The organism is Lysinibacillus sp. F12, assembly GCF_057773605.1.
The window spans coordinates 22,857-45,258 of the sequence record NZ_JBYMLP010000004.1 but is presented as its reverse complement, the minus strand read 5'-3'; the positions used below and the strand labels follow the sequence as shown (position 1 = coordinate 45,258).

The following is a 22,402-nucleotide window of genomic DNA, read 5'->3' as shown; positions in this document are numbered from 1 at the left end:
TAGCTTTGGTTATACTGTTTCATCTGGGACAAAACCTAAACCTTCAAGTGCAGTAAATACAGGTTTCAGCTGTACATAACCTTCGCCTACAACTTCATTATTTATGAGGACAAGCGGATAGAAAAACTCATCCTCCTGGATACGAGTCGCATAGTCTTGATCACGTTCATTCTCAATTGGTCCTTCAATATCGATATAGCGAATATCGTATTGTTGATCTGGATATTTTCGATCGATAGCTGCTTGTAGCCACTCATATGTATCTTTGGAAGATGGAGCATTGACACAGCTAGCGCAAATTACAGCTGTTCCATAAATTTCAATCATAGGTTTAGTTGGTTGCATCGTATTTTCTCTCCTTGTGATTCAATATTGGATTTTTTCTGTTGCTAACATTATAATCATTATAAGGAAAGGAGTCGAGATAAAATGGCAGAAGCAACAATTAACGACCAAGTTCAAGAGGTATTAGATAAATTACGTCCATTCTTACTACGTGACGGTGGAGACTGTGAATTAGTAGATGTTGAGGATGGCGTTGTAAAATTACGTTTATTAGGTGCTTGTGGCAGCTGCCCAAGTTCTACTATTACATTGAAAGCTGGTATTGAACGTGCATTATTGGAAGAAGTACCAGGTATTGTGGAAGTAGAGCAAGTATTCTAAGACATTAAAAAGTTCTAGCTGAATCTCAGACTAGAACTTTTTTTAAATTATATGTGGCGCGCATGCTCTTTTTCTTCACGGATGATAGCCCATTGCTCTTTTGCCATATCTACAATTTTAGCCTCGCCACCGCTACTTTGTTTTTCAATCACTCTCGAAAAGAAACGTGTCGCATTTTCAATGTCTCCGATTCTTCTTGATAATTCCGCAATCATATACATGATGCGTACAGCAGACATTTGTGTAGAACTGTAATCTTCTGTGGAGTACGATTCCATATAATGATCACGTGCTAGTTTCATAAAGCGTTCCTCTTGCCCACTATTTTTGAGCGAACGGTAAAGCCAAGCAAGACGTAAAGCTAAACCAGCAATAGCGACATGTTTTTCTTTTTTTATTGTGCCACAGAGGAAAGCTAATTTATAAGCTTGTATGGCCTGAAAAACAGTACGCTCTCCCTTAAAATCATGATGCACCCACTTTTTTGTAATTTGTGTGTGTATTTCATCTTGAATACCTGGTGCAAAATATTTTGTAAAGTCCTCTGTAAACGAAAAGCCACAATGCTCGCAAACGAAGACATTGTAATAAAGCGCATTCACATCATCTGTGTAAATAGGGTGGAAATCGGTTTCTGTATGTTCTACTTTAATAAATTTAGAACGTACTTTTAACGTCGGAAAATCCTTTTTACAATTCAAACATTGAATTTGTTTTTCATAATACGGTGAAATATCCATATATATTACCCCCTACATAGAAGTCATTGTAACTATTATACCAATGGAGCTGTTAGAAGCATGAACAAAAAATCCTAAACATGTGAAAAATATAAGAACTATCACTAAAATTTACCTTGAAGCTGAATGTTTGTCATACATTGGTCAAAATTGATATGATAATACGTAAGAAGGAAGGTGATGGGGATGACAAGTACAAAGCAAGTTATTGAAATTACACAGGCTGCCGGCTTTCATATTAATGAAATGATGGAGCATAACGAAGAGCAAGGTTCTTTTTTACGTGTAGTAGTAAACGGTGGCGGCTGTAGTGGACTATCCTATGGCATGCATTTTGATCAAGAGAAAAAAGAGGATGACTTTGTAGATGTACAACATGGTTTAACAATTCTTGTTTCCCGTGAAGATGCGCCGATTTTGATGGGAACAAAAATTGACTATAAACAATCGCTAATGGGCGGTGGCTTCACAATTGATAATCCAAATGCCATTGCATCGTGTGGCTGCGGTACATCTTTCAAAACAGCAAAGCGTGAAGGTACACCTGAGATTTGTGAGTAATTAAACGTCATATAAATGTAGAAGAAGGATTGTAAATAACGGTTAGAATTGATGTGTACACAATCCAGATTATATGTAAACACAACCCTAAAATAGCGTATTTAGGGCTGTGAATACCAAGCCTTTTTGATTTGTTTGTTTTGATAACAACAAATTGAAGAGGCTTTTACTATGGCTTGAAAACATCAAAACCTAAAACAAAAGCCCTGTTTACATAATTAAACAACGCATTCGGATTATTTAAAATCTATAATACCAAAAAATTGCTATTTCATTTGCTGTTGGAAAGTTTGAATAAAGCATGGTATCCACTGCACCTATTACAAATTGATTTTTGGCATAAAAATGACAGGCTGAAACATTGATATCCTGTGTTTCAAGCATGAGACCACAGTAATTCCTTTCTTTTGCCCACTCAATGGCTTTATTTATTAAAGCTGTACCAATGCCATCTTTTCTGTAATCTTTTGCAACAGCAATGTCTTCAATAAGTGCATATCCATTCCAGTTAGAGCACAACTTAATCTGCCCTACACAATTGGATTCAATATAGTAAAAAAATACGGCTTTCTCCATATCGTTTATGTAGCTAAGGTCAATTTCATCATCTTCATATTTTTTAAAAAAAGGCTCAGTGCCTATTTCCTCTGTAAATGTCCAAACTTTATTTTTGTATGTCGGTATAATTTTTCCTGAGACTATAAAACCGTGGTTTGATTTATTATAATCCTTCATATTAGAAGAAGTCATTTTTATAATCATTTTACTCTCCCTTTCTGTATTCATCCATGAGGTAGGACGTGAGGACGTGAAGGGCTTTTATTTTATGAAAATCTATATCATCTCTCAGCTCCTGCTGGATATTGAAATATCAGAAAAGTGGTCTTTTCCTGAAGATCAATAAAGCCTTTTCGCATTGAGTTAATCCAATTTTTCGCGTTCCGTAAACTTTACCCCATTTAAAACAGCTAGCTTATAAATGGCCCTCTTTTCGTCGAGACCAAATTGTCCGTTCTCCACAATCATAAATTGTTCATTGTTTGTTGTTAGAAAAAAATAGGTTCCCACTGTACCTATTTCGTATTCATAGGTAACCTCCTTTATATCTTGCCATTTATAAATAGTTTGGTGGTGATACTGTTGAAAAACGATTTCCTCCTTTTTTATAGCGCTATAGCTTAATAAAGAACAATAACCTAAGACGATACTACCTAAGATGATTACACATGCGAGGATGTAGATTTTTGTATTCCTTTTTAAACCGAGTACTAGTAAAACTAAGAAAATCAATCCTAAGGCGATTAAAAGCATAATAAAGTTGCTAGGTGGTGTCATCAGGACGACATCCTCTCTATGAGCATAGAATGTCTGCGATATGGTTAGAGGCATAAAAAAGGCTAAAAAAGGCGTGAGTATCGCGAATATAAGGGCTACTATAAAGTACTTTGCTCGTACTGATAGTGCATGTAACATACAATCCTCCTTTCGTACTTAAAATGATGAGTTTCATTAAGTGTAACATATTGACAAATGAGGATTGTAAATGTATTTTTTCACTTTATAAGGATTGGTCTTAAAATTCTGAATAAAAGCTTTTTTCCATTGAAAGCAAGCAGGTATAATAGATATATAGAGGTGAAGGTTATGAGAAAAGATCGAGGGAAAATATGGTTGGGTGTATCAGGTGTTACAGTTAATGAGCTTGGACAATGGTTAGTGGTGAAAAAGGCTTATAGTGGATTGAAAGGACGTTGGTCATTACCAGCAGGATTTGTTAACGCAGGAGAAACCGTGGATGAGGCAGTCATTCGTGAAATAAAAGAAGAAACAGGGATAGATTGCAGCGTATCAGGGTTAATTGGATTTCGTACAGGCGTCATCCGTGAGGATATCAGCGATAATATGGCAATTTTTTATTGTCGTATGCTGGATGAACAGCAGCAAGTATGCATTCAGGAGAAAGAAATACTAGAAGCCAAATGGTTGTATCCTCAGGAGCTCGCACAAGATGAAGCAACCTCCGTTATGTTAAAAGAAATGGCAACTAATCAATTTCAAAAGCATCAATTAGAAGCGATAGAGGGGATTAATCCTGGGGATATTTTTGGTTATACCTCTTATCGACTGTTCTTTAAAAAATAATATGACTTCGAGAGGGGACCTATGATGGAGCTATTTTTATTTATGTTAGAGCGAGTTGGGCTGATCATTGTGTTTGCCTTTTTAATGTCGAGATGGAGACTGTTTCGAGAGAAGCTATTTCAGGAGCAAGGGACGAAGGAGAAAATATGGCTCATCATTACCTTTAGTAGCTTATGTATTATTAGTAGTTATACAGGGATTAAAATTGAAAGCGGTACGATACATCCTTTAAATCAGATGATACATAGTACGATTAACGCTGAGGAGGCTATTGCCAATACGAGATTGATCGGTGTAGCCATTGCAGGTATTTTTGGTGGGCCTCTTGTTGGTGTATGCGTGGGGATTATTGCAGGTATTCACCGCATGACACTTGGGGGCTTTACAGCAATAGCCTGTGGCATTTCGACGATTTTAGCGGGCTTTATGACTGGTGGTTTAAGCAAACGTTTCAAAATACGTCAAACTTTTTCCTACAAGAAAGCTGTCATCATTGGAATTTGTGCGGAAACGATTCAAATGATTGTGATTTTAGCTGTTGCGAAACCATTTGAGCAAGCTTTGCAGCTAGTCACGTTAATTGCCATGCCAATGATTTTGATGAATGCTTTTGGAATCTTTTTATTTTTTATGATTATAAAAACATTTATTGATGAAGAAGAACGAACAAAGGCATTGCAAACACATCAAGCTTTTTCAATTGCCCAACAAACGATTGAGCATTTCAGAAAAGGATTGAATGAGGAATCCTGTCAAACGGTGGCTGAAATTATTAAAAGAGAAATTAAAGTAGAGGCGGTCGCTATTACCGATAAAAACGGTGTATTAGCACATGTTGGTGTTGGAGAGGACCATCATTTAATTCATCGGGAAATTATGACGGCTTTGACGAAGCGAGTATTAGAGGAAGGCAAAATTTTAATGGCTACCTCGGCAACGGAAATTCAATGTCCACATGAGGATTGTCCTTTAAGCGCTGCCATTGTTTTACCTTTAATGGTACAGCATCGTACTGTTGGAAGCCTCAAGCTGTATTTCACGAAAGCAGATTCATTAACAGGGGTGCAGAAGGAGCTTGCGGAGGGCTTAAGTAGACTATTCTCTTCACAGCTTGAATATGCTGAAATTGAACAACAGCGGAAGTTATTAAAGGACGCTGAAATTAAAGCGTTACAGGCACAAGTGCATCCGCATTTCTTCTTTAATAGCCTTAATACCATATCAAGCTTGATCCGTACAGATGCAGATGAGGCAAGAGCATTATTAATCAAACTTAGTACTTTTTTTAGAAGCAATTTGCAAGGCGCACGGCAAATGCTCATTCCATTGAAAAATGAAATTGATCATGTTGAGGCATATTTATCTATTGAGCAAACAAGGTTTCCTAATCGTTACGAAGTTGAGTTTTTTATGGATGAATCACTTTTCGATGTACAGATTCCACCATTTACATTACAGCCTCTTGTTGAAAATGCTATTTATCATGCATTTAAAAATCGTAAGGAAGGAAAGATTTTTGTCCAAGTACAACGAGTAAACGATAAGCTAGTCCTGTTAACAGAAGATAACGGCTGTGGCATGAGAAAAGAGCAGGTAAAGCAGCTTGGTAAACGGATTATGCAATCGGAGCAAGGGACTGGAACGGCTTTATGGAATATTTATCAGCGTATTCATGAAATTTATGGCACAGAGGCTGATTTTCATATAACCAGTACATTGGATGTAGGAACAAAAATAATGATTCAGCTGCCGTTAAAGGCGACTAGATGGGAGTAGAATAGAGTGAATGTATATATTGTGGATGATGAACCGTTGGCACGTGCTGAATTGCGCTATTTATTAGAGCAAACAGCGTTAGTAAATATTTGTGGTGAATCTGAAAGTCTAGATGAATTCTACCATACGACACAGTATGAACAAGTAGATTGTTTATTTTTGGATATTGAGTTAGGCATGAATAATGGGCTCGATTTGGCTAAGCAATTACTGTTGCATGAACAAAAACCAGAAATTATTTTTGCTACTGCCTTTGATGAATACGCATTACAGGCATTCGAGGTCAATGCTTTTGATTATATTTTGAAACCTTTCGAAGCACAGAGAGTACAAGCTGCAGTAGAAAAGTTAGTAGCTAAAAGAAGAGCCGCACAGGTGAAAACAATAGAAGAAATAAAAGTTTCACAGCTGGACAAGCTTGATAAATTAACGGTTTATGTCAACGATCGAATTTTATTAATGAAAATACAGGATATTTTATATTGTACATCAGAGGACAGTAAAACGGTGGTTGTGACAGAGCAAGGGAGGTTTTTTGCTTCGGAGTCATTGGCGGCATTAGAAAGGAAGTTGACATTAAAAGGATTTGTGCGTGTCCATCGTGCGTTTATCGTGAATTTAGAGCATATTGTGGAACTAGAGCCTTGGAGTAGCTCTAAATATAATTTAATATTGTACAACAGACATTCCATTCCAGTCAGTAGGCTCTATATGAAGGATGTACGAAAAATTTTTGACCTATCGAGATAATTGCATTTCAACAGAAGAATACTACGTTTCAACTTTTAATTCTGACATTTCAGTTAATTTTGCGAATATAGTGGACATTCCTTTGCTATGATGTGGAAAAAGTATAAGGGGTGTTGATATGAATGCGATTACAATTGTGATAGGTTCTATTTGTGTTTTGGTGATTAGCTATCGTTTGTATGGCATATTTTTTACAAAAAAGGTACTCAAAATAAAAGATGACACGCCCACGCCCGCCCACGCTTTGGAAGATGGTAAAGACTATGTTCCGACGAATAAATGGGTAACCTTTGGGCATCACTTTGCAGCAATCGCTGCTGCGGGCCCATTGGTAGGGCCGATTTTAGCTGCTCAATTTGGTTACTTACCTGGCCTTCTATGGTTATTGATAGGGGCGGTCATTGGGGGAGCTGTACATGATGCAGTGGTATTATTTGCTTCTATGCGCCATGGTGGGAAGTCTTTATCAGAAGTGATGAAGGAAGAGCTCGGCCCAATAGCTGGCTTCTGTACAGGCCTTGCGATGCTGTTTATTATTACAATTACAATGGCAGGTCTATCTATGGTGGTTTTAGGAGCTTTAGAACGAAATCCATGGGGGACGTTTGCCGTAGGGATCACCATTCCAATTGCTATGCTTGTAGGTATTGCTTATCGTAAAACAGGCAATTTACTTGCCACGTCAGCAGTTGGGTTTATTTTATTAATGATAGGTGTATTTATTGGACCGCTTATTCAAGGAACTGCATTTGGTGATTTTTTAACATTTGATCGTGATACATTAGCAATTATTTTACCTATCTATGCATTTTTTGCGGCGGCATTGCCTGTGTGGCTATTATTGGCTCCACGTGATTATTTAAGTAGTTTTATGAAAATAGGGGTGTTCATCGCTTTAATTATTGGCGTATTTTTCGTTAACCCAGCTATTCAGTTCCCACCATTTACAGAGTTTATTCATGGTGGAGGTCCGGTAATTGCTGGTCCTGTGTGGCCATTTGTATCCATTACGATTGCCTGTGGAGCTATTTCTGGCTTCCATGCCTTTGTAGGCTCAGGAACGACACCTAAAATGATTGACCGTTGGGAAGATATTCGAATTGTTGGCTTTGGAGCAATGTTAGTTGAGTCGTTAGTAGGTGTGATGGCATTGATTGCAGCTACCGCTCTTCATCCGGCAGACTATTTTGCTATTAACTCAGCGCCAGCAGTTTTTGCTACATTAGGAATGGAGCCTGTTCATTTACAAGCATTATCTCAAAGTATTGGAATGGACTTAGAGGGACGAACAGGAGGAGCCGTGACATTAGCTGTCGGAATGACGGATATTTTTACAGGTATTCCTTGGTTTGCGGAGTTATCCTCCTATTTCTATCAATTTGTCATTATGTTTGAGGCTGTGTTTATTCTAACAGCGATAGATGCAGGAACACGAGTGGCACGCTATTTAATTCAAGACTTTGGGGGCAATGTTTATAAGCCATTGAAGCGAACTAATTGGATACCGGGCACAATTTTTGCTAGTGCACTGGCTTGCTTTATGTGGGGTTACTTATTGTATTCAGGGGATATTAGCTCCATTTGGGTATTATTCGGTGTTTCTAATCAGCTCATGGCAGCAATTGGTTTAGTATGTGGAGTGACGATGGTACTGAAGGTGGCAGATAAACGAATCTATGCACTAACTTGTTTTATCCCATTAACTTATTTATATATCACTGTGAATGTTGCAGGCTATTGGATGATTAAAAATGTTTATTGGAATCCAGCAGCAGCCGGCTTCAATATGTTAAACGGCATCTTATCCGTTATTATGCTGATGCTTGGGCTACTCATTGTTATTTCAGCCTTTAAGAAATGGGCACAGCTGTGGAAATCTCAAAAGTTTGTATTAACTCAATCAACTTCATAATGTAAGAGAAGAAACTATTGTAGATAAGAAATTGTCTTCAATAGTTTTTGTGGTATTTGCTAGGATAAAATATCCCTGATTAATCACAATCGATGAAAATGATTTCCTAAATATGTCGAACAAGCGAAAACAAGGATATGTTCATTGAAAGCGTTGTCGTAATCATGTAAACTAATGAGAGGAAAACGGAGGTTATACATACATGGATGGTCCAGTTTCATTAGTACAGTTAATCATTTCTATTTTGTTATTTTTCGTCATGTTCTTTGGTATCGGATTCTTATTAAACATGCTGTTACGTATGACGTGGTTAATGGCGATTGTATATCCAATTGTTGTGATCTTTATCGTGGATGAAGTAAGCTTCTTAGATTATATTTTCAAGCCAGGTTCTGCATTTCCAGCGTTAATCGATAAATTACAAGCTCTTCAGTTTGTAGATATTGCTATTTTATCAGGTGGCTTGGCAGGCTCAATCGTTGCAGGTATTGTGATGATTTATTTACGAAAAAGTGGATATCGCATGTTCTAATTTGCTCAGTATTCTTCTTTCTATTGATGAAAGAAGAGTACTTTTTTTATTCGATAAAAAACACATCCTTCATTATTAAAAGGATGTGCTTAGCTATCATATGAAAAATTCGTAGGTTATGATGGCGATAAAAATACCTGTGAGAGCCCCAAAAAATACTTCGCTTCGTTTGTGTCCTAATAACGTTTTTAATTCCTCCATTTTCTCTTGCCCATCCATCTGAGGCCATTTTTTTAAATCATGAAGTAGTGTTTGGAAATCCTTACGCAATTGATTTAAAATCGCAGCATGTTGCCCAGCTTGGTAACGTACACCGCTGGCATCGTACATAACAATGATGGAAAACATAGCGGCTACCGCAAAAATTGGAGATGCTAAACCTGTCTCATAGGCAATAGATGTTGCCAGTCCAGTAACAGAAGCGGAGTGAGAGCTAGGCATTCCACCTGTAGAAGTAAAGAGGCTCCATTTCACCTGTCTGGTCATTAGAAAATGAATGGGAATCTTGACAAACTGAGCAAAGATAACTGAAAAGAGGGCAATCAGTAATGGGGTGTTTTGGAGTAAACTCATATTCATCACAACCTTCGCAAATAATTGCTTTTATTATAACATTCATTATTTTCTAAAAGAAGATATAGGCAAATATTACGCGCTTTTCAGAAACTTCGTTATAATAGGAGATGGAATGGAGGAATTTACATGAATATTTTAAAAGAAGCAAAGACATTTGAAACGATTTCGACTGAATTATTAGTGGTGGGTGTCACAAAACACCGTGAACAAATGCAGAATTGGACAAGCTTTTCATCTTTTTATGGTGAATCTCTTGATATGTGGGTTAGCGCAGGAGATGTGTCAACTGAACTTAAGAAGTTAACGAAGTTACCATTTGTGAAGGAGCATGCCAATCTAAAACGTATTTTATTTGTAGGGCTGGATGAGCGTAAAAACTTAACAGAAGGGGATGTTCGAGCAGCCTTTGGTTTAGTTGGGAAAGAGTTAAGGGCTTTAAAAGTGAAAGAGTATTCGATCTGGCTTGAGTCATTTACAACGGAAACAATCTCAGTGACAGATGTAGCTTTCTTAGCAGGTGAGGGAATTGGTCTAGGCTATTATTCTATTCCTCATTACAAAACAACTTCAAACGAAGTGGATAAACGTATTGAAGCTGTTCATCTTGTGACAACAGCAGGGGATTTAGATGAAGTTGTAGCAGGCTTCGAGGTCGGCGTCATTTATGCGGATGCAGTAAATGAGGCACGTAGTCTCATTAATTTACCACCGAATTTACTAACAGCAACTGATTTAGCAAACTATGCGGAATCTCTGGCAAGTGAATATAACTTTGAAGTAGAGATTTTAGGTAAAGCGCAATTGGAAGAACTTGGAATGGGCGGTATTTTAAGTGTCAACCAAGGCTCTTATGAGGAACCTCGATTAATCACATTAAAATATAAAGCGACTGATGATTTTGAAAATCCAATTGGTCTCGTTGGTAAAGGTGTAACATATGATACAGGTGGCTATTCCTTAAAACCAAAGGACTCAATGGTTGGGATGAAAGGCGATATGGGCGGTGCAGCAGCAGTGCTCGGTGCTATGAAAATTATCGGTGAATTACGTCCAAATAAAAATGTAGTAGCCGTTATCGGATCTACTGATAATATGGTATCTGACACAGCATTTAAACCAGATGACGTAATTACAACGTATAGTGGAAAAACAGTTGAAGTATTAAATACAGATGCAGAAGGACGTTTAGTTCTGGCAGATGCAACTACATATGCAAAGCAGCAGGGGGCTGCATCACTTATTGATGTAGCTACTTTAACAGGAGGCGTTATTACTGCGCTAGGTATGGATAAAACAGGTGCTCTTTCTAATGATGATGAATTTTTTGCAGCATTTATGGAAGCAGCAGGGGAAACGGATGAATTTGTTTGGCGCATGCCTTTAACAGAGAGTGATAAAAAGAGAATTCGTAAATCTGATGTGGCAGATTTAAACAATTCACCTGGCCGTGATGGTCATATGATTTTTGGTGGGGGCTTTGTCTGCGAGTTTGTTGGTGAAACACCTTGGATTCACCTTGATATTGCTGGAACATCAGATGCAGTAGCTGCACACGATCTAGGTCCTAAAGGTGGGACAGGTGTAATGGTACGTACACTCGCTAATTTTGTGCAACGTTTAGGAGAAGAAAAATAAGAGAGCATTTGAAACAGCGGGGTTGTCTTCCCGCTGTTTCTTTGCATTTTAAGTACTTATCCCGATAGAATAGGCATTGTACATATGATAGATGTATCTTCCTTCATACGATAGAGTAAAAAGGGAGGTAGCATATGCGTAATTTCGGAGGTTACCCAGGAGGAGGATTTGGAGGTTTTATTTGGCCATTCGGTGCACCGTTTTTTGGTGGCTTTTTAGGAAGTTTCCTTGGCTCTCAATTTAATCAATATCCTTACAATCCATATTATCCAAACTATCGGCCGTATCCACCTGGTCCATTTTACCGACCAGGACCACGGTATCGTAGACCTTGGTAAGAACATAAAATGAAAAAACCAGTTGCCTATTCAAAAATCGGCAACTGGTTTTTTTGTTGTGTGGAGGAAGTATCAAATTTTGTGTTGACAGAATATACTAAATTATTTATTATTCTTATTATATTACTAAGAATTAAATAAGTAGCTGACTAGCAAACTAGAGGCTTTTATTGTCCATAGGCATTTTTGTGCCTAGGGATAATATTGGCCTTTTTTCTTTATCTTGTTTATAGAAAATTTTTCCTCTATAGGAAGAATCAAAAGCTTTGTTCAAATGTCCACCCAATGGGGACATCGCCTCTTGCAGATGTCAAAGAGTGTGGTGATAACTACTCGTTAACTAAAAAACTGGACCCTATGACGCGGGCACAACGAATAGAAGGAGTGAAATGGAATGGGGAAAGTATATATCGTTGGTGCTGGTCCTGGAGATGTTGATCTCATTACGGTCAAGGGATTACGTTGTATTGAATGTGCAGATGTCATTTTATACGACAGACTCATTAATAAAGAGCTATTAAACTATGCTAAACAAGATGCTCAATTGATATTTTGCGGAAAACTGCCACAACAACATGCCATGATTCAGGAACATATTAACCAAACACTTGTCAGTTATGCACAGCAAGGATTAATCGTTACCAGATTAAAGGGAGGTGACCCATTTGTCTTCGGAAGAGGGGCAGAGGAGGCTGAAGTGCTAGTCAAGCATCATATCCCATTTGAAATTGTACCAGGGATTACTTCAGGTATAGCAGCCCCTGCTTATGCAGGAATTCCTGTGACACATCGGGACCTAGGCTCAAGTTTTGCCATGGTTACTGGACATATGCAGGAAGGAAAAGATGATGCAATACGTTGGGAAAGTCTTGCGAAAGGGATCGATACGATTGCTATTTATATGGGGGTAGGTAATCTGCCGTACATCCGACAGCAACTTCTCCAATATGGGCGTGGAGAAGAAACGCCTGTAGCTGTTATTCATTGGGGAACTTTTACTGCTAAGCAAAAAACGGTTACGGGTACTTTAGCGACAATTGAAGAAATCGTTCAAACAGAAAATATTCAGAACCCGAGTATCATTTTAGTTGGGGAGGTTGTGAGATTAAGAGAAACTATTCAATGGTTCGAGCATAACGGTCCACAACCAATTCAAGTTACGGGATAAGGATGTGACTTTATGCAGGCTATTTTATATATTGCCCATGGTAGTCGTGTTAAGGCAGGCGTAGATCAAGCTGTAGCTTTTTTACAAGGGGTTCAACAAGAGGTTCAGGTTTCTATTCAGGAAATATGCTTTTTGGAGCTTGCAACACCCACCATTGGAGAGGGGATTGCAAACTGTGTTAGACAAGGGGCAACTAGGATTGCTATTGTACCCATTCTACTGCTAGCTGCACAGCATGCAAAGGAGGATATTCCAATAGAAATTGCAAAAGCTCAAAAGCTCTTTCCACATATCCTATTTTCCTATGGTGAGCCATTAGGCATTCATGAACGAATCATCGACTCGTTACAGGCTAGAATTCTTGAAAAGCAGCAGCCTAAGCATGAAGCCAGTGTTTTACTAATAGGACGTGGCAGTAGTGATCCGGCCGTAAAGAGAGATTTAGCTGAAATTGCAGCAAGGTTGCGAATGAAATACAACTATCAAACAGTAGATACTTGCTTCTTATATGGAATGGGTCCGAGTTTTGATGACTGGCTCCAGCAAGAAAAAGAGAGGCAGCATCAAGTTTTTATTGTGCCGTATCTCTTATTTACAGGTATTTTACGGCAAAGCATTGCAAAACGATTACAAGGGTTATCAAACAACAACATGGTGTTATGTGAAAGCTTGGGTTATGACGTCAATGTAAAAAAAGTGTTAGTGGAACGTATTAATGAATTACTACATTTCAAAGAGGAAGGTGTTTCGTAATGGTAGATAAAAGGCTTGAAAATGTAAATCTAGCATTAGATAATGTCCGCCAAATGCTAAATACTGTGAACCATGGTTCGATTACATTGATTGTTCAAAACTCTTATGTGGTTCAAATCGAAAAAAAAGAAAAAATAAGACTCCGATAATTTTTTTAGAGGATGAAATGATGACGATTCGCGAGGTGGCAAAGATTGAAACTGCAAGTTATAAACAGTCCATTTAATGAAGAGCAGGTAAAATTATTAAACGAACTTTTACCTCAATTAACACTGGAGCAAAAAATTTGGTTAAACGGTTATTTAAGTGCAGCACAAGCTACTCAGGAGCCCATAGTTGTAACTGCTCCAGCTACAACTCAATCGATTACGAAAACGATGACGATTTTATATGGGTCGCAAACTGGTAATAGTCAAGGGCTAGCTGAAAAATATGCATCTCTATTAGAGGCTCAAAACGTAGACGTTACTGTCTCATCATTAGGGAAATTTAAAGCAAGTAACTTAAAGAAAATCACAAATCTATTACTTATTGTGAGTACACATGGTGAGGGTGATCCGCCAGATCAGGCGATTCAATTCTATGAATTTTTGCATAGTAAACGAGCACCAAAATTAGAGCATCTTCAATATTCGGTACTGGCATTAGGGGATAGTTCCTATGAATTTTTCTGCAAAACAGGTAAAGACTTTGATGAGCAATTTGCTAAACTAGGTGCAACAAGAATGGTTCCTCGTACAGATTGTGATGTGGATTATGATGACGCGGCTGCACAATGGTTCTCAGCGGTTCAACAAGAATTTCTCAAACAAGCTACTGCAATATCGGTAACTTCAACAGAGAGCGATGAAATCCTAGGAGCTACTACATATTCAAGAAAAAATCCATTTTACGCTGAAGTGTTAGAAAATATTAATCTAAATGGTCGTGGATCCAACAAAGAAACACGACATTTAGAATTATCCATTGAAGGTGCTAATTTTCAATTTGAGCCGGGGGACAGCATTGGTATTCAACCAGAGAATAGTGAATCATTAGTCGATGCATTACTGGTAGCTCTGCAATTTGATCCAGCTACTGAGGTGACTGTTTTTGATGAAATCTTGTCCTTAAAAAATGCTTTACAAAAAAGATTGGAAATTACAGTGTTATCTAAGCCTGTTCTTGAAAAAATTAAGGCTTACACAGAACATAATGAGTTTTCAAGGTTATTGGAAGAACCTAATGCGTGGAAGGATTATGCCAAAGGAAGGGATTTACTTGATGTTGTAGAAGATTTTGCTCCTTTCACATGGAGTGCGCAGCAATTCGTGGACATTTTGCGAAAAATTCCATCACGACTGTATTCTATTGCAAGTAGCCAATTGGCGAATAATGATGAGGTACATTTAACGATTAGCAAGGTAAGCTATGAGACGAACGGTCGACAACGTCTGGGAGTTTGTTCAGGTAGTGTGGCGGACCTTCAAATTGGCGATACATTACCAATCTATGTTCATAAAAATCCAAATTTCAGATTACCAGAGCAGAAGGAAACACCAATAATTATGATTGGTGCTGGCACAGGTATAGCCCCATATCGAGCTTTTCTAGAGGAACGAGAAGAGTTAGGGGTTGTGGGTAAAGCTTGGCTCATTTTTGGGGATCAGCATTTTGTTACAGACTTCCTCTATCAAACAGATTGGCAACGCTGGCTAGCTTCTGGTACTTTAAGCCAAATGCATATAGCCTTCTCACGTGATACCGATAAAAAAATCTATGTTCAACACAAAATAGAAGAGAATGCGGCAAATTTTTATGAATGGCTTGAACAAGGTGCTGTCATTTATGTATGTGGCGATGAGAAATCAATGGCAGCTGATGTGGATGCAACTATTCACCGTATTATAGAACAGCAGGGGCAAAAATCGTCTGAGCAAGCAAAAGCCTTTGTACAAGAACTAAAGCAACAAAAACGATACCAGCGGGATGTTTATTAACTGTATTCGGGAAAAAAACTTCCTTGTAGGAAGATGACTATTTGCTAGCAAGCGGAGCCTCTGGAGAGGTTAAAGGAGCGATAAAGAATGACAGAGAAAATTGTTTTGCCTCCACAATCAGGGAAACCAAGTGATGTAGAGCGCATTAAGACTGAAAGTAACTATCTTCGTGGGACACTTGAACGGACTATGAATGATCCATTAAGTTCTGGTATTCCTGAGGATGACAATCGTTTAATGAAATTCCATGGTAGTTACCTACAGGATGACCGAGACCTTCGCAATGAACGACAACGACAAAAACTAGAGCCTGCCTATCAATTCATGGTACGTGTACGAACACCTGGAGGAGCGGCTACTCCAGCTCAATGGCTGGTCATGGATGAAATGGCTAGAAAGTATGGCAATGGCTCCTTAAAACTAACGACACGTCAAGCGTTTCAGGTACACGGCATTTTAAAATGGAATGTCAAAAAATATATGCAAGAAATTAATGAAGTGTTATTGGATTCTCTTGCTGCCTGCGGGGATGTAAACCGTAATGTCATGTGTAATGTAAATCCAAATCAGTCAGCATTACATGAAGAAGTTTATAACTGGTCTGCTAAACTAAGTGAGCATTTACTACCTCGTACACGTGCATACCATGAATTATGGTTAGACGGAGAAAAGGTCATAGACAGTCAGGATGATGAAATTGAACCGATTTATGGAGCACAATATTTGCCACGTAAATTTAAAATTGCCATTGCGATTCCGCCAAGTAATGATGTCGATGTGTTCTCACAAGATATCGGGCTTATCGCGATCGTAGAAGATGAAAAGCTTATTGGCTTTAATGTAGCTGTTGGTGGAGGAATGGGGATGACGCATGGAGATCATGCTACCTATCCACAGCTTGCGCGAGAAATTGGCTTTATTACACCTGATAAACTATTGGAAACAGCAGAAAAGATTATAACAATTCAGCGGGATTATGGGAATCGCTCTGTCCGTAAAAATGCACGTTTCAAATATACGATTGATGCGAGAGGACTAGAATGGTTTAACGAAGAACTAACTAGACGTTTGGGTTGGAGCATTCAAGAGGCACGTCCTTATACGTTTGAGCGTACAGGAGATGAGTTCGGTTGGATTAAAGGGGCTGAGGGTAAATGGCATTATACGCTATTTATTCAAAATGGTCGCATTAAAGATTTCCAAGATTATAAGCTGTTAACAGGGTTACGTGAAATAGCTAAGGTGCATACAGGTGATTTTCGTTTAACACCTAACCAGAATTTAATGATTAGTAATGTAACACCACAGAAAAAGAAAAAGATTGCTGCTATTATCGAGCAATATAAGCTGACAGATGGTGCACATTATTCCGCACTGCGTCGTAATTCTATTGCCTGTGTCTCCTTACCAACCTGTGGTTTAGCCATGGCAGAGGCGGAGCGTTATTTGCCATCTCTTATTACTAAAATAGAAACAATCATTGATGAAACAGGGTTAAATGATACAGAAATTGTTATCCGGATGTCAGGCTGTCCAAATGGTTGCTCCCGCGCAGCGATGGCTGAAATAGGCTTTATCGGTAAAGGTCCTGGAAAATATAATTTGTATCTTGGGGCAAGTTTTACTGGTAATCGATTGAATAAAATCTATCGTGAAAATATAGGGGAGGAAGAGATACTAGCGGAGCTCCGACCAATTCTTGTACATTATGCGAAGGAACGTTTAGTCGGTGAGCATTTTGGTGATTTTGTCATTCGTGCTGGATATGTGACGGCTGTTTATGATGGTAGAGAATTTCACGTCTAATATAAATGCCATGTAGCAAAGAAATTTGCTACATGGTTTTTTAAATGGAGTAATCTTCGGGGATAAAGACCTTTAATTGCTTCGGCCTAACAAATATATGATCACCCACTTCAAGCTGAAGGTGAAGGAACTGTTCTTTTGATAATTCTGCCTCTAAAAATTCATCTAAATCCTCACGGCGTAGCTCAATTTGGACAATAGGTCCCAACAGATGGATATGATTGATTTTGACGGGTACCGTACCTGGAATATTTACCTTTTCTATTTGTATATCATGGGGGCGAACATAGCCAATCACATTATCCTTGCTATGTGATTGTACATCAGGCACATCCAGTGCGACTTCTCCGTGCATCAGCTTACCGTTATGTAAGCGTCCTTTAAAAAGATTGACGTTCCCTAAAAAATCATAGACAAATGGACTTTTAGGATGCGTATATACTTCATCTGGACTTCCGATTTGCTCAATTTTGCCATTGTTCATGACAACTATGCGATCTGCTACATCCAATGCTTCCTCTTGATCATGCGTAACAAAAATACTTGTAATATGAAATTCATCGTGTAACTTTCGTAGCCAGCGACGCAACTCCTTGCGAACCTTTGCATCGAGTGCTCCAAATGGCTCATCGAGTAGAAGAACTTTTGGCTCTACTGCAAGTGCTCTCGCTAGTGCCACACGCTGTCTCTGACCACCTGAAAGCTGTGTGGGATAGCGGTCAGAGAAATTTTCAAGTTTAACTAATTGTAGCAATTCCATCACTTTGTCTCGTATTTCTTGCTTAGTAGGTCTAGTTTTCCGAGTGCGAACCTTTAGGCCATAAGCGACATTTTCAAAGACGGTCATATGACGAAATAGAGCATAATGCTGAAACACAAAGCCTACATTACGTTCCTTTGGATGTCGATCCGTCATGGAATGTCCATCAAAAAAAATATCACCCGTATCGGCGGTTTCCAGCCCTGCAATAACACGTAATAGAGAGGTTTTTCCTGATCCAGAGGGGCCGAGCAATGCAACAAGCTCCCCTGACTGAATATGAATAGAAATATCCTCTAATGCTTGAAAAGATCCGTATATTTTCGAGACATTTTGAATTTGAATACTCATGTTAATTATCTCCTTTTAACTAGATTTGGACTTCCATGCAATGATATCTTTTAAAATTAATGTAAAGATAGCTATGACACTCATTAAGGATGCAACAGCAAAGGCGGCTGAAAATTGATATTCATTATAGAGAATTTCAATATGAAGGGGCATTGTATTCGTCATGCCTCGTATATGGCCAGATACAACTGAAACTGCACCAAATTCTCCTATAGCTCGTGCATTACACAATATGAGACCATAAAATAAACCCCATTTAATATTGGGTAAGGTGACGTACCAAAAGGTCTTAAAGCCACTCGCACCAAGAGAAATCGACGCCTCCTCCTCAGACGTTCCCTGTGCTTGCATTAGAGGTATTAGCTCACGGGCAACAAAGGGCAGTGTGACAAATATCGTCGCAAGGACAATGCCTGGTAGCGCAAAAACAATTTTAATATCTTTGGCGAATAACCAATCACCAAATAATCCCTGCGATCCAAATAGTAAAATAAATACCAAACCTGCGATAACAGGGGAGACCGCAAAAGGTAAATCAACAATGGTTAGTAAAAGATTTTTCCCCTTAAAATTAAATTTTGTAAGGGTCCATGCAGCCATTACGCCAAAGATTGCATTTAGGGGTACAGCAATCGCTACAACTGTTAAAGTGAGCTTAATAGCAGCTAATGCATCTGGGTGTGTGATAGCTGCCAAGTAAACATCCACACCTTTTTGAAAGGCTGTAATAAAAATTGAAGCTAATGGCAGGACGATAAAAAAAGCTAAAAAGACTAGTGCAATACATGTAAGTGTATAGCGAATAACACGAGGCTCCTGTAGGGCGACAGACTTAGGTACCTTATTTTTTTCAGGACTAGCCTGTTGAATAAATGCTGATTGTTCCATAAAGCTCCTCCTAATGTACAAACCGACGATTGGCTAGCCATTGTATGACGTTAATGGTTAATAATAAAATAAATGAAGTAACAAGCATGACTACCGCAATTGCAGTGGCACCAGCATAATCGTATTGCTCAAGTTTAGTCATAATAATTAAAGGGGTAATTTCGGTTTTCATAGGCATATTTCCCGCAATGAAAACAACTGAGCCATACTCACCAAGAGCACGAGCAAAGGCTAATGAAAAGCCCGTTAATATGGCTGGTAATAACTCTGGCAAAATGACTTTACGAAAGGTTTGTAAACGATTTGCTCCAAGGCTGGCAGAAGCCTCCTCAACTTCAGCACTAATATTTTGCAATACTGGCTGTACTGTTCGTACAACGAAAGGAAGCCCAATAAAAGTTAAGGCAATAATAATACCAAGGGGCGTAAAGGCAATTTTAAAATCAAAAAACTGGCCAATCCAACCATTGGGGGCGTAGAGAGATGTTAAAGCAATCCCTGCTACAGCAGTAGGTAAAGCAAAAGGCAAATCTACTAATCCATCCATCATTCTTTTAAAAGGGAACTGGTAGCGAACCAGAACCCATGCGATAATTGTGCCGAAAAGTACATTTAATAGACCTGCAATGAGGGCTGTGCTAAAGCTAACTTTATAGGAAGCAACAGCACGAGGATCAGTGATAATATCAAGAAACACTGTCCAGCTTAAGGACATTGTATGGAAAAAGATCATAGAAAGTGGTAATAACACTAGTAAACTAACATATAACATCGTATATCCAAGAGATAGGTGAAATCCTGGAATAATGCGACGTGATTTCTTCGTCAGGGTTAAACTACTCATCAGAACACTCCTTATTGTGGCAAGTAAATTTCATCAAAGGTACCGCCGTCTTTAAAGTGAGTTGCTTGTGCTTTGGTCCAGCCACCAAAATCATCGATTGAAACAAGTTCAAGCTGTGGGAATTGGTCTTTATATTTAGCTAGAACAGCCTCGTTGCGAGGGCGGTAATAATTTTTGGCAGCAATTTCTTGACCCGTATCGCTATATAAATGCTGTAAGTAAGCCTCCGCTACTTCCCGTGTTCCTTTTTTATCGACGATTTTGTCAACAATCGCCACTGGTGGCTCCGCTAAAATACTTAATGATGGAGTAATTATTTCGAATTCGTCCTTCCCTAATTCATGAAGTGATAAGTAAGCTTCATTTTCCCATGCAATTAAGACATCCCCAATTTTGCGTTCCACAAAAGTTGTGGTAGCACCTCGGGCACCAGAATCCAGTACTTCAACATTGCTGTATAGTGATTTCATAAATTCTTTGATTTTTGTTTCATCATTGTTATATAACTTTCCAGCATAGCCCCAAGCAGCTAGGTAGTTCCACCTTGCACCACCAGATGTTTTTGGGTTAGGGGTAATGACGGATACATCTTTTTTGATGAGATCATCCCAATCTTGTATATCTTTCGGGTTGCCCTTGCGTACTAAAAAGACAATAGTGGATGTATAGGGAGTAGAGTTATGGTCAAATTCGGTTTGCCAATCTTTATTCAGCAGCTCACGAGTTTGGGCAATTTCATCAATATCATAGGCGAGAGCAAGGGTGACAACGTCTGCTTCAAGACCATCAATCACTGCTCTACCTTGTTTTCCTGAGCCTCCATGAGATTGTTTAATCGTGACATCTTGCCCTGTTTCATCCTTCCACTTTTTTATAAAATCTTGATTGAACTCATCGTAAAGCTCGCGTGTTGGGTCATAGGATACATTTAATAGCTCAACGGACTTATTACCTTCCTGGCCACTTGTATCTTCATTTGAGTTAGCACTACTACATCCTGTTACAGATAAAGTTAATACAGCTAGCAGTGCCAAAGATTGAAAGACATTCTTTCTTTTCTTCATTCTATGTCGCTCCCTTTCTGGCTGAAGAATGCAAAAAGCCATCCCCCATAACGATAATTCGTCATAGGTAGATGGCCTTCAGATCCTCTGATCAGCATTTTAGTAGTTGTGTCAAAGCTTTAGATAATACATTAAACACATATTTCCTATTAGTCAACAAGGAATTATAAAATGTTGAAAATCATGGTGATTACCTAGCTGTCAATTATCTTATGCAACTAAGAGTGTCAAAAATGGGTTTATTGCATAAGATATTTGAAAAAACCTAGTTGACTGCTTGGTGTACTTTAGTATATATTTGGTAATAAGAAAAACGATTAAAGAACGAGGTAGCAATTACTAGTGAAAAATCGTTGAATAATGAGCTGGCTAGTCAAACTAGAGGCGTTTTAACAAAGGCATGTTTTTGGGTGTCTTTAGTTAGAACGCCTTTTTTGCTATGAGGGGGATTCTATGTTAACACATGCAAATTGGCAAGAACCAAACATTAATTTTCAAGTTGATGAAATGTATAGGGGAGCATTAGAGGTTTTACGATGGAGCTATCAAGAGTATGGGAATGAAATAGTTTATGCCTGTAGCTTTGGGATTGAGGGCATAGTCTTAATTGATCTCATTTCGAAGGTAAAGCCAAATGCAACCATTGTCTTTTTAGATACAGATGTCCATTTTAAAGAGACCTATGAAACGATCCGGCGAGTAAAAGAAAAATATCCACAATTAAACATTGTGATGAAAAAGTCTGCACTCACACTTGAACAACAAGCAGCTCAATATGGTGAAGAACTTTGGAAGTCAGATCCAAATCAATGCTGTGCTATACGCAAGATTAAGCCTCTACATGAAGCCCTTTCAGGCACAAAGGCTTGGATATCTGGTTTACGACGTGAACAATCGCCAACACGTCAACAAACAAATTTTCTTAATCGTGATGATAAATTTAAGTCGATTAAAGTTTGCCCACTTATCCATTGGACTTGGAAGGATGTTTGGCGCTATGTCTCGAAAAACAATCTGCCATACAATCCGTTGCATGATCAAGGCTATCCAAGTATCGGTTGTGAGCATTGTACAAAGCCGGCATTTACGATGGATGATTTACGTTCAGGTAGATGGCAAGGCTCTGGGAAGACAGAATGTGGGTTACATGAATAAAGGAGT

Annotated in this window: 24 protein-coding genes; 15 read left to right on the top strand and 9 right to left on the bottom strand. The window is 38.6% G+C overall.

Features of this window, described 5'->3' with window-relative positions:
• Positions 1-9 precede the first annotated feature (9 nt).
• Complete coding sequence (locus AC3CH7_RS18045; RefSeq protein ID WP_031418558.1) at positions 10-345, bottom strand: YuzD family protein; 336 nt, start codon at positions 343-345, stop codon at positions 10-12.
• 84 nt (positions 346-429) lie between these two features.
• Here AC3CH7_RS18045 and AC3CH7_RS18040 point away from each other — a divergent pair, with 84 nt between their 5' ends.
• Entirely contained in the window at positions 430-666 is a 237-nt protein-coding gene (locus AC3CH7_RS18040; RefSeq protein WP_004228295.1) for a NifU family protein, read from the top strand.
• A 47-nt stretch (positions 667-713) separates the two neighbouring features.
• Here AC3CH7_RS18040 and AC3CH7_RS18035 read toward each other — a convergent pair whose 3' ends face one another.
• Positions 714-1,406 carry a DUF2225 domain-containing protein gene (locus AC3CH7_RS18035; protein WP_012292350.1) on the bottom strand — a complete coding sequence of 231 codons (693 nt, stop codon included), beginning with the start codon at positions 1,404-1,406 and terminating at the stop codon, positions 714-716.
• Between the two features lie 186 nt (positions 1,407-1,592).
• On the opposite strand from AC3CH7_RS18035, the gene AC3CH7_RS18030 reads away from it, so the two are divergent.
• Positions 1,593-1,967, top strand: coding sequence for a HesB/IscA family protein (locus AC3CH7_RS18030; RefSeq protein WP_025116662.1), 375 nt, complete (start codon positions 1,593-1,595; stop codon positions 1,965-1,967).
• 240 nt (positions 1,968-2,207) lie between these two features.
• Here AC3CH7_RS18030 and AC3CH7_RS18025 read toward each other — a convergent pair whose 3' ends face one another.
• A complete protein-coding gene (locus AC3CH7_RS18025) occupies positions 2,208-2,729 on the bottom strand; it encodes a GNAT family N-acetyltransferase (protein WP_099806392.1) in 522 nt (173 codons plus the stop codon).
• 159 nt (positions 2,730-2,888) lie between these two features.
• Positions 2,889-3,440 (bottom strand): hypothetical protein, encoded by a 552-nt coding sequence (locus AC3CH7_RS18020; RefSeq protein ID WP_488381802.1) that lies wholly within the window; start codon positions 3,438-3,440, stop codon positions 2,889-2,891.
• Between the two features lie 171 nt (positions 3,441-3,611).
• Between AC3CH7_RS18020 and AC3CH7_RS18015 the strand changes: the two genes are divergently transcribed.
• The 5 genes from AC3CH7_RS18015 to AC3CH7_RS17995 all read left to right on the top strand — a co-directional run bounded on the left by AC3CH7_RS18015 (position 3,612) and on the right by AC3CH7_RS17995 (position 9,079).
• Positions 3,612-4,109, top strand: coding sequence for an NUDIX hydrolase (locus tag AC3CH7_RS18015; RefSeq protein WP_099806393.1), 498 nt, complete (start codon positions 3,612-3,614; stop codon positions 4,107-4,109).
• Between the two features lie 24 nt (positions 4,110-4,133).
• Positions 4,134-5,885, top strand: a complete 1,752-nt coding sequence (locus AC3CH7_RS18010; RefSeq protein ID WP_036160556.1) for a sensor histidine kinase — start codon at positions 4,134-4,136, stop codon at positions 5,883-5,885.
• 6 nt (positions 5,886-5,891) lie between these two features.
• Positions 5,892-6,635 carry a LytR/AlgR family response regulator transcription factor gene (locus AC3CH7_RS18005; RefSeq protein ID WP_036217940.1) on the top strand — a complete coding sequence of 248 codons (744 nt, stop codon included), beginning with the start codon at positions 5,892-5,894 and terminating at the stop codon, positions 6,633-6,635.
• Between the two features lie 118 nt (positions 6,636-6,753).
• Positions 6,754-8,547 (top strand): carbon starvation CstA family protein, encoded by a 1,794-nt coding sequence (locus AC3CH7_RS18000; RefSeq protein WP_031418550.1) that lies wholly within the window; start codon positions 6,754-6,756, stop codon positions 8,545-8,547.
• A 202-nt stretch (positions 8,548-8,749) separates the two neighbouring features.
• Positions 8,750-9,079 carry a YuiB family protein gene (locus tag AC3CH7_RS17995; RefSeq protein WP_012292359.1) on the top strand — a complete coding sequence of 110 codons (330 nt, stop codon included), beginning with the start codon at positions 8,750-8,752 and terminating at the stop codon, positions 9,077-9,079.
• A 96-nt stretch (positions 9,080-9,175) separates the two neighbouring features.
• Here AC3CH7_RS17995 and AC3CH7_RS17990 read toward each other — a convergent pair whose 3' ends face one another.
• Complete coding sequence (locus AC3CH7_RS17990; protein WP_036160560.1) at positions 9,176-9,658, bottom strand: divergent PAP2 family protein; 483 nt, start codon at positions 9,656-9,658, stop codon at positions 9,176-9,178.
• Positions 9,659-9,781: 123 nt separating this feature from the next.
• On the opposite strand from AC3CH7_RS17990, the gene AC3CH7_RS17985 reads away from it, so the two are divergent.
• The 7 genes from AC3CH7_RS17985 to cysI all read left to right on the top strand — a co-directional run bounded on the left by AC3CH7_RS17985 (position 9,782) and on the right by cysI (position 17,334).
• Positions 9,782-11,290, top strand: a complete 1,509-nt coding sequence (locus AC3CH7_RS17985; RefSeq protein ID WP_488381801.1) for a leucyl aminopeptidase — start codon at positions 9,782-9,784, stop codon at positions 11,288-11,290.
• Between the two features lie 134 nt (positions 11,291-11,424).
• On the top strand, positions 11,425-11,628 hold the full coding sequence (locus tag AC3CH7_RS17980; RefSeq protein ID WP_012292362.1) for a hypothetical protein: 204 nt from the start codon (positions 11,425-11,427) through the stop codon (positions 11,626-11,628).
• A 394-nt stretch (positions 11,629-12,022) separates the two neighbouring features.
• Positions 12,023-12,796, top strand: a complete 774-nt coding sequence (cobA, locus tag AC3CH7_RS17975) for a uroporphyrinogen-III C-methyltransferase (RefSeq protein ID WP_012292363.1) — start codon at positions 12,023-12,025, stop codon at positions 12,794-12,796.
• 12 nt (positions 12,797-12,808) lie between these two features.
• Positions 12,809-13,549, top strand: a complete 741-nt coding sequence (locus tag AC3CH7_RS17970; RefSeq protein WP_012292364.1) for a sirohydrochlorin chelatase — start codon at positions 12,809-12,811, stop codon at positions 13,547-13,549.
• Complete coding sequence (locus tag AC3CH7_RS17965; protein ID WP_012292365.1) at positions 13,549-13,698, top strand: YezD family protein; 150 nt, start codon at positions 13,549-13,551, stop codon at positions 13,696-13,698. Before AC3CH7_RS17970 ends, AC3CH7_RS17965 begins: the two co-directional genes overlap by 1 nt.
• A 45-nt stretch (positions 13,699-13,743) precedes the next feature.
• Positions 13,744-15,528, top strand: a complete 1,785-nt coding sequence (locus tag AC3CH7_RS17960; protein ID WP_488381800.1) for an assimilatory sulfite reductase (NADPH) flavoprotein subunit — start codon at positions 13,744-13,746, stop codon at positions 15,526-15,528.
• Between the two features lie 87 nt (positions 15,529-15,615).
• The gene (gene cysI, locus AC3CH7_RS17955) at positions 15,616-17,334 is read left to right on the top strand and encodes an assimilatory sulfite reductase (NADPH) hemoprotein subunit (RefSeq protein WP_012292367.1); all 1,719 of its coding nucleotides are present in this window, start codon (positions 15,616-15,618) and stop codon (positions 17,332-17,334) included.
• 40 nt (positions 17,335-17,374) lie between these two features.
• On the opposite strand, the gene AC3CH7_RS17950 is transcribed toward cysI, so the two are convergent.
• The 4 genes from AC3CH7_RS17950 to AC3CH7_RS17935 are packed head-to-tail and all read right to left on the bottom strand — an operon-like array spanning position 17,375 to position 21,241.
• A complete protein-coding gene (locus AC3CH7_RS17950; RefSeq protein WP_488381799.1) occupies positions 17,375-18,445 on the bottom strand; it encodes a sulfate/molybdate ABC transporter ATP-binding protein in 1,071 nt (356 codons plus the stop codon).
• Between the two features lie 15 nt (positions 18,446-18,460).
• Positions 18,461-19,333, bottom strand: coding sequence for a sulfate ABC transporter permease subunit CysW (gene cysW, locus AC3CH7_RS17945; RefSeq protein WP_012292369.1), 873 nt, complete (start codon positions 19,331-19,333; stop codon positions 18,461-18,463).
• Positions 19,334-19,343: 10 nt separating this feature from the next.
• A complete protein-coding gene (gene cysT, locus AC3CH7_RS17940; RefSeq protein WP_012292370.1) occupies positions 19,344-20,177 on the bottom strand; it encodes a sulfate ABC transporter permease subunit CysT in 834 nt (277 codons plus the stop codon).
• An 11-nt stretch (positions 20,178-20,188) separates the two neighbouring features.
• Positions 20,189-21,241, bottom strand: coding sequence for a sulfate ABC transporter substrate-binding protein (locus AC3CH7_RS17935; protein ID WP_036217952.1), 1,053 nt, complete (start codon positions 21,239-21,241; stop codon positions 20,189-20,191).
• A 453-nt stretch (positions 21,242-21,694) separates the two neighbouring features.
• On the opposite strand from AC3CH7_RS17935, the gene AC3CH7_RS17930 reads away from it, so the two are divergent.
• Entirely contained in the window at positions 21,695-22,396 is a 702-nt protein-coding gene (locus AC3CH7_RS17930; RefSeq protein ID WP_012292372.1) for a phosphoadenylyl-sulfate reductase, read from the top strand.
• Positions 22,397-22,402 lie beyond the last annotated feature (6 nt).

Bases quoted from the DNA above. Each gene is read 5' to 3' on its own strand.
- AC3CH7_RS18045 (WP_031418558.1), bottom strand. From the start codon at position 345: ATGCAACCAACTAAACCTATGATTGAAATTTATGGAACAGCTGTAATT.
- AC3CH7_RS18040 (WP_004228295.1), top strand. From the start codon at position 430: ATGGCAGAAGCAACAATTAACGACCAAGTTCAAGAGGTATTAGATAAA.
- AC3CH7_RS18035 (WP_012292350.1), bottom strand. From the start codon at position 1,406: ATGGATATTTCACCGTATTATGAAAAACAAATTCAATGTTTGAATTGT.
- AC3CH7_RS18030 (WP_025116662.1), top strand. From the start codon at position 1,593: ATGACAAGTACAAAGCAAGTTATTGAAATTACACAGGCTGCCGGCTTT.
- AC3CH7_RS18025 (WP_099806392.1), bottom strand. From the start codon at position 2,729: ATGATTATAAAAATGACTTCTTCTAATATGAAGGATTATAATAAATCA.
- AC3CH7_RS18020 (WP_488381802.1), bottom strand. From the start codon at position 3,440: ATGTTACATGCACTATCAGTACGAGCAAAGTACTTTATAGTAGCCCTT.
- AC3CH7_RS18015 (WP_099806393.1), top strand. From the start codon at position 3,612: ATGAGAAAAGATCGAGGGAAAATATGGTTGGGTGTATCAGGTGTTACA.
- AC3CH7_RS18010 (WP_036160556.1), top strand. From the start codon at position 4,134: ATGGAGCTATTTTTATTTATGTTAGAGCGAGTTGGGCTGATCATTGTG.
- AC3CH7_RS18000 (WP_031418550.1), top strand. From the start codon at position 6,754: ATGAATGCGATTACAATTGTGATAGGTTCTATTTGTGTTTTGGTGATT.
- AC3CH7_RS17995 (WP_012292359.1), top strand. From the start codon at position 8,750: ATGGATGGTCCAGTTTCATTAGTACAGTTAATCATTTCTATTTTGTTA.
- AC3CH7_RS17990 (WP_036160560.1), bottom strand. From the start codon at position 9,658: ATGAATATGAGTTTACTCCAAAACACCCCATTACTGATTGCCCTCTTT.
- AC3CH7_RS17985 (WP_488381801.1), top strand. From the start codon at position 9,782: ATGAATATTTTAAAAGAAGCAAAGACATTTGAAACGATTTCGACTGAA.
- AC3CH7_RS17980 (WP_012292362.1), top strand. From the start codon at position 11,425: ATGCGTAATTTCGGAGGTTACCCAGGAGGAGGATTTGGAGGTTTTATT.
- cobA (WP_012292363.1), top strand. From the start codon at position 12,023: ATGGGGAAAGTATATATCGTTGGTGCTGGTCCTGGAGATGTTGATCTC.
- AC3CH7_RS17970 (WP_012292364.1), top strand. From the start codon at position 12,809: ATGCAGGCTATTTTATATATTGCCCATGGTAGTCGTGTTAAGGCAGGC.
- AC3CH7_RS17965 (WP_012292365.1), top strand. From the start codon at position 13,549: ATGGTAGATAAAAGGCTTGAAAATGTAAATCTAGCATTAGATAATGTC.
- cysI (WP_012292367.1), top strand. From the start codon at position 15,616: ATGACAGAGAAAATTGTTTTGCCTCCACAATCAGGGAAACCAAGTGAT.
- AC3CH7_RS17950 (WP_488381799.1), bottom strand. From the start codon at position 18,445: ATGAGTATTCAAATTCAAAATGTCTCGAAAATATACGGATCTTTTCAA.
- cysW (WP_012292369.1), bottom strand. From the start codon at position 19,333: ATGGAACAATCAGCATTTATTCAACAGGCTAGTCCTGAAAAAAATAAG.
- cysT (WP_012292370.1), bottom strand. From the start codon at position 20,177: ATGAGTAGTTTAACCCTGACGAAGAAATCACGTCGCATTATTCCAGGA.
- AC3CH7_RS17935 (WP_036217952.1), bottom strand. From the start codon at position 21,241: ATGAAGAAAAGAAAGAATGTCTTTCAATCTTTGGCACTGCTAGCTGTA.
- AC3CH7_RS17930 (WP_012292372.1), top strand. From the start codon at position 21,695: ATGTTAACACATGCAAATTGGCAAGAACCAAACATTAATTTTCAAGTT.